The sequence below is a fragment of the Streptomyces sp. NPDC059454 genome, from assembly GCF_042749965.1.
Classification (GTDB): Bacteria; Actinomycetota; Actinomycetes; order Streptomycetales; family Streptomycetaceae; genus Streptomyces.
In genome coordinates this window covers 212242-225939 of sequence record NZ_JBHYVC010000004.1, presented here as the reverse complement: position 1 = coordinate 225939, position 13698 = coordinate 212242, and the positions used below count along the sequence as shown (strand labels likewise).

12 protein-coding genes are annotated in these 13698 nt (G+C 73.2%); 8 read left to right on the top strand and 4 right to left on the bottom strand.

What is annotated here, in order from left to right; all coding sequences use genetic code 11:
* Positions 1-2: 2 nt before the first annotated feature.
* From ACFXAE_RS04625 to ACFXAE_RS04595, 7 genes are read left to right on the top strand one after another with little or no spacing between them, the layout of a single operon-like run.
* Positions 3-1028, top strand: coding sequence for an NAD-dependent epimerase/dehydratase family protein (locus ACFXAE_RS04625; RefSeq protein ID WP_384707868.1), 1026 nt, complete (start codon positions 3-5; stop codon positions 1026-1028).
* Positions 1016-2299 (top strand): DUF4910 domain-containing protein, encoded by a 1284-nt coding sequence (locus ACFXAE_RS04620; RefSeq protein ID WP_384707865.1) that lies wholly within the window; start codon positions 1016-1018, stop codon positions 2297-2299. The genes ACFXAE_RS04625 and ACFXAE_RS04620 overlap by 13 nt, the downstream gene beginning before the upstream one ends.
* Before the next feature lie 5 nt (positions 2300-2304).
* The gene (locus ACFXAE_RS04615) at positions 2305-3588 is read left to right on the top strand and encodes a hypothetical protein (RefSeq protein ID WP_384707862.1); all 1284 of its coding nucleotides are present in this window, start codon (positions 2305-2307) and stop codon (positions 3586-3588) included.
* Positions 3585-4532 carry a glycosyltransferase family 2 protein gene (locus tag ACFXAE_RS04610; RefSeq protein WP_384707860.1) on the top strand — a complete coding sequence of 316 codons (948 nt, stop codon included), beginning with the start codon at positions 3585-3587 and terminating at the stop codon, positions 4530-4532. Before ACFXAE_RS04615 ends, ACFXAE_RS04610 begins: the two co-directional genes overlap by 4 nt.
* Positions 4529-5746, top strand: a complete 1218-nt coding sequence (locus tag ACFXAE_RS04605; RefSeq protein ID WP_384707857.1) for a polysaccharide pyruvyl transferase family protein — start codon at positions 4529-4531, stop codon at positions 5744-5746. Before ACFXAE_RS04610 ends, ACFXAE_RS04605 begins: the two co-directional genes overlap by 4 nt.
* Complete coding sequence (locus tag ACFXAE_RS04600) at positions 5743-6294, top strand: dTDP-4-dehydrorhamnose 3,5-epimerase family protein (protein WP_384707854.1); 552 nt, start codon at positions 5743-5745, stop codon at positions 6292-6294. Before ACFXAE_RS04605 ends, ACFXAE_RS04600 begins: the two co-directional genes overlap by 4 nt.
* A gap of 7 nt (positions 6295-6301) precedes the next feature.
* Complete coding sequence (locus ACFXAE_RS04595) at positions 6302-7627, top strand: glutamate-1-semialdehyde 2,1-aminomutase (RefSeq protein ID WP_384707851.1); 1326 nt, start codon at positions 6302-6304, stop codon at positions 7625-7627.
* A gap of 12 nt (positions 7628-7639) precedes the next feature.
* On the opposite strand, the gene ACFXAE_RS04590 is transcribed toward ACFXAE_RS04595, so the two are convergent.
* The 3 genes from ACFXAE_RS04590 to ACFXAE_RS04580 form a co-directional block, all read right to left on the bottom strand.
* Entirely contained in the window at positions 7640-8284 is a 645-nt protein-coding gene (locus tag ACFXAE_RS04590) for a phosphatase PAP2 family protein (RefSeq protein WP_384707848.1), read from the bottom strand.
* Positions 8285-8852: 568 nt separating this feature from the next.
* Positions 8853-9296, bottom strand: coding sequence for a MarR family transcriptional regulator (locus ACFXAE_RS04585; RefSeq protein ID WP_384707845.1), 444 nt, complete (start codon positions 9294-9296; stop codon positions 8853-8855).
* A complete protein-coding gene (locus ACFXAE_RS04580) occupies positions 9293-9787 on the bottom strand; it encodes a MarR family winged helix-turn-helix transcriptional regulator (protein ID WP_384707842.1) in 495 nt (164 codons plus the stop codon). The genes ACFXAE_RS04585 and ACFXAE_RS04580 overlap by 4 nt, the downstream gene beginning before the upstream one ends.
* A gap of 828 nt (positions 9788-10615) precedes the next feature.
* Here ACFXAE_RS04580 and ACFXAE_RS04575 point away from each other — a divergent pair.
* Entirely contained in the window at positions 10616-11968 is a 1353-nt protein-coding gene (locus ACFXAE_RS04575; protein WP_384707839.1) for a phosphatase PAP2 family protein, read from the top strand.
* A gap of 226 nt (positions 11969-12194) precedes the next feature.
* On the opposite strand, the gene ACFXAE_RS04570 is transcribed toward ACFXAE_RS04575, so the two are convergent.
* Positions 12195-13631 carry a protein kinase gene (locus ACFXAE_RS04570; protein ID WP_384707836.1) on the bottom strand — a complete coding sequence of 479 codons (1437 nt, stop codon included), beginning with the start codon at positions 13629-13631 and terminating at the stop codon, positions 12195-12197.
* Positions 13632-13698 lie beyond the last annotated feature (67 nt).

Genomic DNA, 13698 nt, shown 5'->3' with positions numbered 1-13698 from the left:
CCTTGCGCGTACTGCTGACCGGACACCAGGGCTACCTGGGCACCGTGATGGCCCCGGTCCTCACGGCCGCCGGACACGAGGTCGTCGGCCTGGACGCCGGCCTGTTCGCCGACTGCGTCCTCGGCCCGGCGCCCGCGGACCCGCCGGGGCATCGGGTGGACCTGCGCGACGTCACGGCCGACCACGTGGCCGGGGTGGACGCCGTGATCCACCTGGCCGCCCTGTCCAACGACCCGCTGGGGTCGCTGGCGCCGGAACTCACCTACGACATCAACCACCACGCGTCCGTACGGCTGGCCCGGCTGGCCCGAGACGCCGGGGTCCAGCGCTTCCTGTACGCGTCGACCTGCTCGGTCTACGGCGCCGCCGGCGGCGACGACCTGGTGGGCGAGGACGCCCCGCTGCGCCCGGTGACGCCGTACGCGGAGTCCAAGGTGCGGGTGGAGGACGACCTGCACGCGCTCTGCGACGGCGACTTCAGCCCGGTGTACATGCGCAACGCCACCGCCTTCGGCCACTCCCCCCGGCTGCGCGCCGACATCGTGCTCAACAACCTGGTGGGCCACGCGCTGTTGTCCGGCGAGGTCCTGGTGCTCTCCGACGGCACCCCCTGGCGCCCGCTGGTGCACGCCGCCGACATCGCACGGGCCTTCACGGCCGCGCTGACCGCGCCGCGGGAGGCGGTGCACGACCGGGCGTTCAACATCGGCAGCGAGACCAACAACGTCACGGTCGCCGAGATCGCCGGGCAGGTCGCCGAGGCGGTGTCCGGCTCGAAGGTGGTGATCACCGGGGAGACCGGTGCCGATCCGCGGTCGTACCGGGTGGACTTCTCCCGGTTCCGCGCCGCGATACCCGGCTTCGACTGCGAGTGGACGGTGAAGCAGGGCGCGCTCGAACTCGCCGACGCCTACCGGAAACACGGGCTGACCCGGGAGGACTTCGAGCGACGCTTCACCCGCCTCGCCGTGCTGCGCGCGGCCTCCGACGCCGGCTCGGTCGACGGCACCCTGCGGTGGCGCCGGTGACCGAGGTCGGTGAGGAGATGTACACCCTGGTGGAGCGGTTGTACCCGCTGTGCCGGAGCATCACCGGCGACGGTGTGCGCGCCACCCTGGAGATCGTCGGCGAGTACGTCCCGCTGCGGGTGCACGAGGTGCCGACCGGGACGCGGGTGCTCGACTGGACGGTGCCGCAGGAGTGGAACATCCGGGACGCGTACGTCGCCGACGCCGCCGGCCGGCGGGTCGTCGACTTCGCCGCGTCCAGCCTGCACGTGCTCGGCTACAGCGTGCCGGTGTCGGCGACCATGCCGCTGGCCGAACTGCGCGGACATCTGCACACCCTGCCGGACCACCCGTCCTGGGTGCCGTACCGCACCAGCTACTACCGGCCGGAATGGGGATTCTGCCTGGCTCAGGAGACCCTGGACGCGCTGCCGGACGGCGAGTACGAGGTGCGCATCGACTCCACACTCGCGGACGGCCACCTCACCTACGCCGAGCACGTGGTCCCCGGGCAGGTCCCCGACGAGGTGATCGTCTCCTGTCACGTCTGCCACCCGTCGCTGGCCAACGACAACCTGGCCGGCATCGCGGTGGCGGTCTTCCTGGCCCGGGCACTGGCGGAACGGACGCCCTATTACACCTACCGGTTCATCTTCGCGCCCGGCACCATCGGGGCGATCACCTGGCTGGCCCGCAACAGGGAGCGGGTGGAACGGGTCAAGCACGGCCTTGTGCTGGCCTGCGCCGGCGACCCGGGCCAATTGACGTACAAGCAGAGCAGGCGCGGCGACGCGGAGATCGACCGGGTGCTGCGGCACGTGCTGGCCGCCTCCGAACGCCCGCACAGTGTCACCGAGTTCACCCCGTACGGCTACGACGAGCGGCAGTTCTGCTCGCCCGGGTTCGACCTCGGCGTGGGCTCGCTCAGCCGGACCCCGTACGCCGGCTACCCCGAGTACCACACCTCGGCGGACAACCTGGACTTCGTCTCTCCTCAGGCGATGGCGGACACGCTCGCCGTCTGCCGCGAGGCGTTCGGCGTCCTCGACCGCAACCGGCGGTACGTCAACCTCAGCCCCTACGGCGAACCACAGCTCGGGCGGCGGGGGTTGTACGACTCGCTCGGCGGCCGCAGCGACGCGAAGCAGGCCCAGATGGCCATGCTCTGGGTGCTCAGTCTCTCCGACGGCGAGCACGCTCTGCTGGACGTCGCCGAGCGGTCCGGGCTGCCGTTCGACACCGTCGCCGCCGCGGCCGACGCCCTGCACGGCGCCGGGCTGATCAAGGCGTGACGCCGATGCCCACCGAGAAGGAGACGAGGACTCCGACCCGGTCCGCCCGGCGGGCCGTCGCCGGGCGGCTGTCCTGGGGACTGGCCGACCAGGCGGCCTCCAGCCTGTCCAACTTCGTGGTGGGCATCTACGTGGCACGCTCGCTGGGGCTGACCGCGTTCGGTGTGTTCAGCCTGGCCTGGGTGACCTACGGCGTGGTGCTCAACGTCTCCCGCGGGCTGGCCACCGACCCGCTCGTGGTGCGCTTCAGCGGCGTGCCGGAGGTGTCCTGGCGCGGGGCGGTGGCCCGGTCGTCGGGTACCGCACTCGGCGTCGGTGTCGTCATCGGCGCGGCGTGTCTGGTCGCCGGGCTGAGCATCGGCGGTGACCTGGGGCCCGCGTTCGCCGGCCTCGGCGTCATGCTGCCGGGGCTGCTGCTGCAGGACGCCTGGCGGTACGCGTTCTTCGCCGCCGGCGCCGGCCGGAAGGCGTTCGTCAACGACGTCGTGTGGGGCGTCGCGCTCGTCCCGGCCATGGTGGTGGCGGCCCACGTGGGCACCGTGACCGCTTTCCTCCTCGCCTGGGGCGGGTCCGCCGCGGTGGCCGCGGGGTACGGCTGTCTCCAGTCCGGCATCCGGCCCCGTCCGGCCGGAGCGCGCGAGTGGCATCGCGACCACCGCGACCTCGGCCACCGGTACCTGGTCGAGAACGTCGGCGTCAGCGGCGCGAGCCAGTTGCGGGCGTACGGGCTGGGCGCGATCGTCGGGGTCGGCGCGGTGGGTGTGATCCGGGGCGCGGAGCTCCTGCTCGGCCCGTTCCTCGCCGTGCTGATGGGGCTGTCGCTGGTCACCGTCGCCGAGGCGGCGCGGGTGCTGCGGCAGGCCCCGCGGCGGCTCGGGACGTTCTGTCTCCTCCTCGGCGGCGGGCAGGCCGTCGGCGCGCTGCTGTGGGGCGCGGCACTGCTGCTGGTGCCGGACCGGCTCGGCGAGCTCGTTCTCGGTGACGTCTGGAGCTCCGCCTCGGAGCTCATCGTGCCGGTCACGCTCGGCGTCGCGGGCGCCGGCCTCGGCACCGGCGCGGCGGCCGGGCTCCGCGCGCTCGCCGCGGCCCGGCGCAGCCTGCGCTGCCAGCTGTTCGCCTCCGCCTGCTACGTCATCGGCGGCATCGGCGGAGCGGTCGTGGCCGGCACCATCGGCTCGGCCTGGGGCGTCGCCGCCGCGGCCGCCTGCGGCTCGGCCGTGTGGTGGCTCCAGCTGCGGTCCGCCCTGCGCGAGCACCACCACCCCATCCCCGAAGTGAGGACACCGTGACCACCCATCCCCGGCTGAGCATCGGCCTGCCCGTGTACAACGGCGAGGAGTACCTCGCCGAGGCGCTCGACGCCCTGCTCGGCCAGACCTACGAGGACTTCGAGCTGGTCGTCTCCGACAACGCCTCGACCGACGGGACCCGGGACATCTGCCGGAAGTACGCCGCGCGGGACTCCCGCATCCGGTACATCCGGCTGCCCCGGAACATCGGCGCCGCGCCGAACCACAACCACGTCTTCACCGAGTGCCGCGGCGAGCTGTTCAAGTGGGCCTCGCACGACGACCTGTACGCCCGTGACCTGCTGCGGGCTTGCGTCGAGGCGCTGGACGAACGGCCGGACGTGATCCTCGCACACAGCGGCCAGGCGGTCATCGACGGCGACGGCAAGGTGAAGGTCCCGTACGCGTACGGGCTCGCCACCGACTCGCCGCACGCGCCGGAGCGTTTCCGCAGCCTGCTGTTCGAGCCCGGCGGCGACGACTTCTACGGAGTGATGCGGGCCGACGTGCTCCGCCGGGTGAAGCCGCACGACAGCTACCACCACGCGGACCGCGTGTTCGTCGCCGAGATCACCCTGCACGGCCCCTTCCACCAGGTGCCGGAACTGCTGTACTTCCGCCGCGACCACCCCACCCGCGCCGAGCGGGCGAACCCCTCCAAGCGTTCCCGGTGCGTCAACCTGGACCCGCGCCGGGCGGGCCCGCTGCACCCGACGCCCCGGCTGCTCGCCGAGTACGTCTGGGGCTTCGTCGCGGCGATCCGGCGGGCGCCGCTCTCCCCCGCCGACCGGCGCGCCTGCTACCGCCACCTGGCCGCGTGGATGACCAGCCGGGCCCGGCCGGGCGCCGGCGAGCGGGTCGAGGACCGCGCCCCGGCCGACCCGGACCGGCTCAGCGTCTCCGTCGACGCCCTCGTCGCCGGCCGTGAGGGGAGGCGCGCGTGAAGTCCCTGCGTGTAGGGGTGTTCGGCCTGCTCGGCTCCGGCAACGTCGGCAACGACGGGTCGCTCGAGGCCGTGCTCGGCCACCTCCGCGCCGAGCACCCGGAGGCGGTCGTGGACGCGCTGTGCGGCGGGCCCGAGGTCGTCACGGCCCGGTACGGGATCCCCGCGACACGGCTGCACTGGTACCGCGGGGAGTACCGGACCGCGTCCCGTGCGGGCGCGATCGCGGCGAAGGGTCTGGGCAAACTCGTCGACGCCGTCCGCACCGCCGCCTGGGTGCGCCGGCACGACGTGGTGATCGTGCCGGGCATGGGCGTCCTGGAGACCACGCTGCCGCTGCGGCCGTGGGGCTTCCCGTACTCGCTGTTCCTGCTCTGCGCGACCGGCCGGCTGCTGCGCACCCGGGTCGCGCTCGTCAGCGTCGGCGCCGGGGTGATCGGCAACCGGCCGACCCGGGTTCTGACGCGCTGGTCGACGCGGCTGGCCGCGTACCGGTCGTACCGGGACGCCGTGTCCCGCGACGCGATGCGGGCGATGGGCGTGGACACCGCGCGCGACGAGGTCTACGCGGACCTCGTGTTCGCCCTGCCGACGCCGCCGGCGGGCGAGTCCGCGGGCCCGCCCGGTCTGGTCTGCGTCGGCGTCATGGACTTCCACGGGAGCAACGACGACCGCGCCCGGGCCGGGGAGATCCGCCGGCGCTACCTCGACGGGACGACCCGTTTCGTCCGCGCGCTGGTCGAGGACGGCAGGCCGGTCCGGCTGCTCACCGGCGACGAGCTCGACCGGCCGGTGGTCGACGCGATCCTCGACGCGGTGGACTCGCCGCTGGTCACCGCCGCCGAGACGGCTTCGCCGGCCGACCTGATGAAGGAGATGGCGGCCGCCGACACCGTGGTGGCGACCCGGTACCACAACCTGATCTGCGCGCTGAAGGCCGGCACGCCGACGCTCGCGCTCAGCTATTCGGCGAAGAGCGACACGCTCATGGCCGAGATGGGTCTTGGCGCGCACTGCCACCCGGCCCGCGAGGTCGACGCCGACCGGCTGCTCGAGCAGTTCCGCGAGCTGGAGCGGCGATCGGCTCAGCTGCGGCGGACCCTCTCCGAGCGGAACCTGGTCGTCGCCCGGCGCGTCGAGGACCAGTTCGCCGCCTTGACCGCGGCCCTGTTCCCGGTGGCCGATCACACCCACACCCTGCGGGAGACCCGATGAAGGCGACCGAAGTCCCGGAGATCGCGGGCGCGTACCTGTTCGAGCCGACGCCGTACACCGACGAGCGCGGCTTCTTCTGCCGCACCTTCGACGCCGGCGTGGTCCGCTCGGTCGGCCTCGACCCGGACGCCTTCGTCCAGGACAGCCTGTCCCGCTCGGTCCGGGGCGTGCTGCGCGGCCTGCACCTGCGCTCCGGCGCCGGCGAGGCCAAGCTGGTGCGGTGCTCGTACGGGAGGGTCTTCGACGTCGTCGTGGACCTGCGGCCGGACTCCCCGACCTACCTGGGCCGGGCCTTCTTCGAGCTGTCCGGCGAGACGCAGGCGACCCTGTACATCCCGGCGGGATGCGCGCACGGCTTCCAGGCGCTGACGGACACCGCCGACACCTCGTACCGGATCGACCGCCCGCACGATCCGGCCGAGGACGTGACGATCGCCTTCGACGACCCGGAGCTCGCCATTCCCTGGCCGCTGCCGGTCACCTCGATGTCCGGGCGGGACCGGGAGGCGCCGAGCCTGGCCGAGGTCCTGAAGCACAGGGAGAGTTGAGGCCGCCGTGGACACCGAAGAGTTCGAACTGCCCCGGTCGCGGACGGCCAACGAGCGGCTGCACGCCCTGATCCCCGGGGGCGCGCACACCTACGCCAAGGGCGACGACCAGTACCCCGAGAACCTGGCCCCGGTCATCAGCCACGGCCGCGGTGCCCATGTGTGGGACATCGACGGCAACCGCTACGTCGAGTACGGTTCCGGCCTGCGGTCGGTCAGTCTCGGCCACGCCCACCCGCGCGTGACCGAGGCGGTGCGACGGCAACTGGACCGCGGCGGCAACTTCGTCCGGCCGTCCGTCGTGGAGGTCGAAGCCGCGGAACGCTTCCTGGCCACGGTGCCGACCGCCGAGATGGTGAAGTTCGCGAAGAACGGCTCCGACGCCACCACCGCCGCGGTGCGCCTCGCCCGCGCCGCCACCGGGCGCCCGCGGGTGGCCCTCTGCGCCGACCATCCGTTCTTCTCCGTCGACGACTGGTTCATCGGCACCACGCCGATGTCCGCGGGCATTCCGGCGGCGACCACCGACCTCACCGTCGCCTTCCCCTACGGAGACCTGGCCGCCGCGGAGGAGCTGCTGAACCGCCACCGGGACGAGGTCGCCTGCCTGATCCTCGAACCCGCCACCCACACCGAGCCGCCGCCCGGGTACCTCACCGGCCTGCGCGAGCTGGCCGACCGGCACGGCTGCGTACTGATCTTCGATGAGATGATCACCGGCTTCCGCTGGTCCGAGGCGGGCGCCCAGGGCCTGTACGGCGTCGTCCCCGACCTCTCCACGTTCGGCAAGGCGCTGGGCAACGGATTCGCCGTCTCCGCGCTGGCCGGGCGCCGCGATCTGATGGAGCGGGGCGGGCTGCGTCACGCCGGTGACCGGGTGTTCCTGCTGTCCACGACGCACGGTGCGGAAACGCACTCCCTGGCAGCCGCGATGGCCGTGCAGACCGCCTACGTCGAGGAGGGCGTCACCGCGCGGCTGCACGCCCTCGGCGAAAGGCTGGCCGCCGGCGTCCGCGAGGCCGCGGCCGGCATGGGCGTCGGCGACCACCTCGTCGTCCGGGGACGGGCCAGCAACCTGGTCTTCGCCACCCTCGACGAGAACCGGCAGCCGTCGCAGGAGTACCGCACCCTGTTCCTGCGCCGGCTCCTCGCGGGCGGGGTGCTGGCCCCCTCGTTCGTGGTGAGCAGCGCGCTCAGCGACGCCGACATCGATCACACCGTCGACGTGGTGGCCCAGGCGTGCGCGGTGTACCGGAAGGCACTGGACGCCGCCGACCCCACCCCCTGGCTGGGCGGACGGCCGGTGAAGCCCGTGTTCCGCCGCTTGGCGTGACGTGACATGACGTCAGCGACGCTCCCGCCGACCGGCGTCGGCCGTCCGGTCGGCCGTCCGGTCGACCAGCCACGCGGTCGCCGGTATCACCGCCAGCGCGGTGCACCAGCCGCCGAGGGCGTCGGTCGGGTAGTGCGCGCCCAGGGCGACCTGCGCCCATCCCATGGCGACGCCGGCGACCAGCGCCGCGGCGAGCACGAGTGACGTGCCGGCCGCCGCGCCGAGGCCGAGCCGGCCGGTCGCGAGCAGCGCCACCACGAGGGCGAACGCGGTGAGGAAGGCGGTGTGCCCACTCGGATAGGACAGGTGCCCGTCGTGGATGGTGCGTCCCACCAGGGGTTTGAGCAGCTTCGTCGTCCCCACGGCCGTGCCGGAGCCGGCGACGACGAGCACCGCCGCGCGAGGACGCCGGAGCAGCAGGCAGCCCGTCACGGCGGCCGCGACCAGCGTCGCCGCTCCCACGGGCTCCCCCAGGAAGTCCGTGGCCAGAGCGGCGTACCGCACCTGCGGTCCCACCCCCTCCACCGCCGCCCGGATCCGCGCATCCGCCGTGCCGGGCTTGCTGTCGTCGGCATACAGGACCCCGAGCACGACGACCACCAGCGCGGCGAGGACCGCGATCGGCCCGAGCCACACGCGCAGCGACAGGGGCAGCACCGCGGGCGCCGACCGGCCGGTCGCACGGAGGCCCGGACACCGTCTCGGACTGTCCGACGGATGCGGTGCGCCTCCCCCTCCCGTCGGAGGCCGACGCCACGTCACCCGCCGCTGCCGTGATGCCGCGCCCCCGAGAACCGCCCGCTGCCGCCCGCCGGCACGGCCGTGATCGTCAGGAGCGATCCGACGCCACTGACGCCGGTCGACGTGGCCTTCGGTTCCTGCCGGCGCCGACTCCCCACCAACGAGCCACTCCCCCCGTCATGCCCGACCCGGCCCGCACGGGAGCCGTCAGCCTGTGCAGCCCTGAACTCGCCGGCCCGTCCATCGCCCTGGCCAAGGGCATCGGTATCAGTCTCTGCCCGCCACCCTAACCAGCGATGTGGTCACGGCACACTGCCGCCGGAAAGTCCGCGGGCCTTCCACCGACGTTGATTTCCGGTGGCGAAGGCGGCCGCGCTGCACCGGGCGCCCCTGTCGGTGCGGAAGACGGCGCCGCGGGCGCCACGGCCGTCTCGACCGCGCGGTGGCCGGCACGGTCGCGACGGACCCCGATCGGCCCGGTCGGTCAGTCGGTCAGCGCAGCAAGCTCCGCGCCGGCGCGCTCGGTGACCAGGGCGAGAACGCGGCCGGCGGCCGCCAGGTCCTCGGGGGGTATCCCGCCCCAGATGCGTGCGCTGAGGGGGGCGGTCTCCGCGCCGACGGCGTCGATCAGCGCGCGTCCCGCGTCCGTGGGGCGAAGGTGCGCACCGTCCACGGCCAGCAGTTGCTCGGCGAGCAGTTCGTCGAGAGTGGCGCGGATGCCGGCCGGACCGGCCTTGAGGGAATCCCGGATCTGGGCGACGAGATCGTCCGGCGTCTGCGGGGCGCCGGCGGTGACGGCGGCACGCAGGGCGATCTGCTGCTGGAACGTGATGCCGTGCCGGGCCAGGACGTATTCCAGGACGCCGCGGGCGGCGTAGTGGGCCAGGCCGAGGGCGCGGGAGTCGGCGGCAGGTGCGGTGGTGGTCATGGTGTTGTCCCCTGAGTGCTCTCGTCGTTCGGTACGGATGGTGCGAGAGGCGCGTCGAGCAGGGTCGTCAGCTCATCGGTGAACGCGCGTGTCCTCGAGGCGGCGAGGCCGCCGAGCGGTTCCAGCAACTGCTGAAGCAGTTCCTGGACCACCGCGATGGCCTGCCGTGTGACGGCCTGGCCCTGCTCGGTGAGGGCGAGCTGTACGGCGCGCGGATCGCGGGGATCGCGGGCGCGCTCGATCAGGCCGGCCGACTCCAGGGCGCGCGCCAGTTTCGAGACGTACAGCGCCTCCAGGCCGGTGTGGTCGGCGAGTCGGCGCTGGCTGGGCCGCTCACCGGCGCGCTGCATGCCGTGCAGCGACGCGACCAGTGAGTACTGCGCGTGCGTGAGGCCCAGCGGAGCCACCGCGCGGTCAACCGCGACACGCCACTTGTTGGCGAGCCGCCATACCAGAAAGCCGGGCGTGGCACCCGGTGGACCCTCGATCATGCAAATAGAGTACATAGCTATTATAGCTATGGCTACTGTCTCTCGAGGAGTGCGACGGCGCACCCCGGACAGGCCGGCGCCCCGGCACCGTGCGCACACGCCCCAGCGCGACCACGCGGCCCGCCGCCCCGAGGAGCGGCCGGGCACGGCACTTCGCATCGACCGCCCGGTATGTCGGCTCCTTCTCCCGCCGCAGCCCGGGAAGCGACGGCACTTGCGCGCCCGCACGGCTATTGACCTGCTCGGATTCGCTGTGCTTCGCTCGGCCCGAAAGACTGGGGCACACCGGGGGCACGGGTGAGGCGCAGGGACGGATCGAGGGGGCGTGAGGTGTCTCGGGGCTTGGGGCGACGCGGCGGGAACGCCGGCGGAGTGACCGCATCGTGTCTGCGCGCACCTCGACCGGGCCCGCCCCGGCAGTGGGTGGCACGAGGCCGGTGCTCCTTGCACGACGGCCTCGTTGCCGTGCCCCGGCCGGTACCCGGCGATCCCCGTACGCCCACCGAGCGGGCCCCTTGACGTCACCGCCGCCGCGACGCAGGCGTCGCCCGCGACGACGTCCGTCCCACCGCGGTGCGGGCGGCCGGCGGCGCGGAGAACAGCGGCGGCCGGACTGCCGCCGGAACCCGGACCGCGATCCTTCCGTCTTGCTCCGACGGGCCGCACTTCGCGAGGACGGGCCGCCCTTCGCGAGGGGGAAGGCGGCTCCGGCCGGAAGGTGACGGACGGAACCCGCCCTGACATGACCAACATCTAACAAAGCAGCTAAAAGTGAAACACATACCACCGCAGAACTTTCCGCGAACGAACCGGAGAACCGCGTTCTCCGTGGGAAGCCGACCGCGGACGGCCCTCTGGATCGCGGCGGGTGCCGTGACCCTCGGGTTCCTCGCCGCGCTGGAGTTCGCCGCGCGTCACTACGGTCTGCCGGGGCCGATCACCAACCAGGTGCGGGAGGTGGCGTACGCCCCCAAGTCGGGCGGCCTGCTGTACGCCGCCATGGCGTTGATGATGGTGGTGCTCACCTGGCGGGAACGGCTCGTCGCGGTGGGTGCGGCGATCGGCATCGACGTCGCCTTCCTGGTGGTCCGGTGGGCGCTCGACGCCGAGACGAACGGCGGCCACCCCTTCGGCAACGGCGCCCTGTGGGTGATTCTGGGCGGTGCGGTCGTCGCCGTCACCCGCCGCACCGGCCGGGAACGGGTCCTGCTCCTGAAAGGCGTCGGACTGGCTCTGCTGCTGGTGGCGGGCCGCAAGACCGGTGACACCTGGCTGCTCATCACCTCGAAGACCCGCCCGGCGGTGCTCGACCAGTACGTGGCCACCGCCGATCACGCGCTGGGCGACCCGTCGTGGCTGGTGGGCCGCATCGTGACGGCCACCGGTCCCGTCGGCTTCAACTTCCTCGACTTCGTCTACGGCAATCTCGCGGTGGCCGCGGTCGTCGCCGCGCTGTACCAACTGCGCCACGTGGCGGTCGAGCGCCGCTTCCCACGCCACCACCTGGTCCGCACGTTCCTGGTCATCGGCCTCGTCGGGCCCGCCTTCTACATGATCTTCCCGGTGGTCGGGCCGATCTTCGCCTACGGCACGGGCGCCGAGCACTGGGCGGCGGTCAGCCTGTGGGCACCGGACATGCCGCCCAGCGAGCCCTGGGCCGTGGGCGACCTGTGGCCGCAGACACTGCCGCCGGCCGGTACCCCGCACCCCATGCCGTTCGACGGGATCACCCCGCGCAACTGCATGCCCAGCCTGCACACGGCGTGGGCCACCGCGATCTTCGTCCACTCCCGCAAGGGCCCCCGCGTCCTGCGGTTCGCGGGAACGTTCTGGCTGATCGCCACGCTCGCCGCGACCCTGGGATTCGGCTACCACTACGGCGCGGACCTCCTCGCCGGCGTGGTGTTCACCCTCACGATCGAGGCGGCCCTGCGCTCGTACGACCGCGGCTGGGACCGCTCGGGGATCCGGCTGGCCGCCTACGGCGCGACGGTGTTCACCGCGCTCCTGCTGTCCTACCGGTTCCTGCCGCTGACGATGGCCGAGCATCCTTGGATGGCCGGACCGCTGCTGGTGCTGGCGACGGTCTCGGTGATCCACGGTTACGTATGGACCACCGCACGGTGGGAGCCGAGGACCGCACCGGCGCGGCAACCGGAGCCGCAACCCGAACTGATCTGAGCGGGTGCCGCGCAGCCGCGGGGGCAGAGGCCGGTGAAGCGGCGGTCGGTGACCACGACGTACGCCGGCGCGTGGGCGGCCCGCTCGACCGTCGCGTGGACCGCGTCGTCCGGGAACGACACCTGGTTGGCCGAGAACCGCTTCTCCGGGTTCCGTGCCACCACGTCCACCGACTTCACCGGTGCGGCATCCTCCGCTTCGTGTGACGAGCCCCGGCCTCGTCCACCTACTGCTTCATGTCGTTCTTCCGTGCCTTCTTCTGGTTCTTCCCGGCGGATCCGGGCCTGTCGGCCCGTTCGCCGGGTGTTCTCGTCCCGGTCCGCTCACCCGTGACGGAGGGGTCCGCGGGCAGAGCGCGCGCGGTGCCGCCCGCGCCGGAGCGGGGTGCCGGGGCCACGGTGCCGTGTGCGGCTGCGCCGGTGGCCGGGTCGCGGCTGCTCGGGCCGGCCGGGGCGGGGGCGGCGTCACGGAGCGGCTCGGCCGTGGGGCCGGGGACGGAGGACGACGGAGCCCCGGGTGTCGTGTCACTCCTCCGGGTGTCGGTGTGCGGAGGGTCGGCCGGCACGGAGGGGCTGCCGGCCGCCCGGGGCGCCTGCTCGCCGCTTCCCTGCTGCCAGGGGCCGTCGGAGACGGCGAGGACGGCGGTCAGGACGGCGGCGAGGGCGGTGGTTCCGCCGGCGGCCAAGGTGCGACGCCGTGCGGTTCCGGCTCTCGGCCCGGCCGGGCGGCCGGCGGGCGACGGGCTCCGGTGCGTGGGCTCGGCGTCCCGCACCGGTTCCCGACCCGGCACGACGCTCGCGGTGGGGTTCGCGGCCGGGACGGACACGGAGTCCGCCGTGCCGGCCAGGGCGGTCAGCATCCGGGCGCACGCACGGGCCGGTGGGCGCTCCCACTCGTTCAGGGCGGTCATGCTCCGCAGCAGCGCCGCGAAGTCCTCCGTCAGGGAGCCGGGCAGTACGGGCGGGCGGTGGAGGCGCGCGATCGCGGCTTCCAGGGGACCGCCGTCGTACTCGAGCCTGCCCGTGAGGCATTCGAGGAGTACGAGACCGAGTGCGTAGACGTCGGCGGGCAGGCCGACGGACCGGCCGAGTACTTGCTCGGGGGACAGATACGCGGCTGTGCCGATGAGTGTGCCGGTGGCGGTACGGGAGGTGGCGTCGAGCAGCCGGGAGATACCGAAGTCGGTCAGGTGGGGACGACCGGACTCGTCCAGGATGATGTTGGACGGCTTCACGTCACGGTGAACGATCCCCGCGTCATGCGCGTGGGCCAGGGCCTCGGCGAGGCCGGCGCCGAGCGCGGCCGTCTCTTCGGCGGTCAGGGCACCTTCGGTGATGCGGTCTTTGAGCGTGGGGCCCTCGACGAGCTGCATGACCAGGTAGGCACGGTCGTTGTGCCGTCCGGTGTCGTAGGCGGTGACCACCCCGGGGTGCTGCAGCCGGGCCAGGATGACCGCTTCGCTCCGGAAGCGTTCCTCCATGTCGAGATCGGCGCCGGGCCGGAAGACCTTCACCGCTACCGGTCGCCTCAGCCGCAGGTCGTGGCCGCGGTGGACGTCGGCGGCACCGCCCGAGCCGATGAGTGCGTCCAAGCGGTAGCGCCCGCCCAGCACTTCGGCGGAACACCGGGAGGCCAGTGCCATGGCCGACTCGCGGAGCCTCATTCCATCTCCCACTGCTTCGAGAAGAAGTCCGTACAGCGCTCATTGCCGACGGAACGCCGGACACACG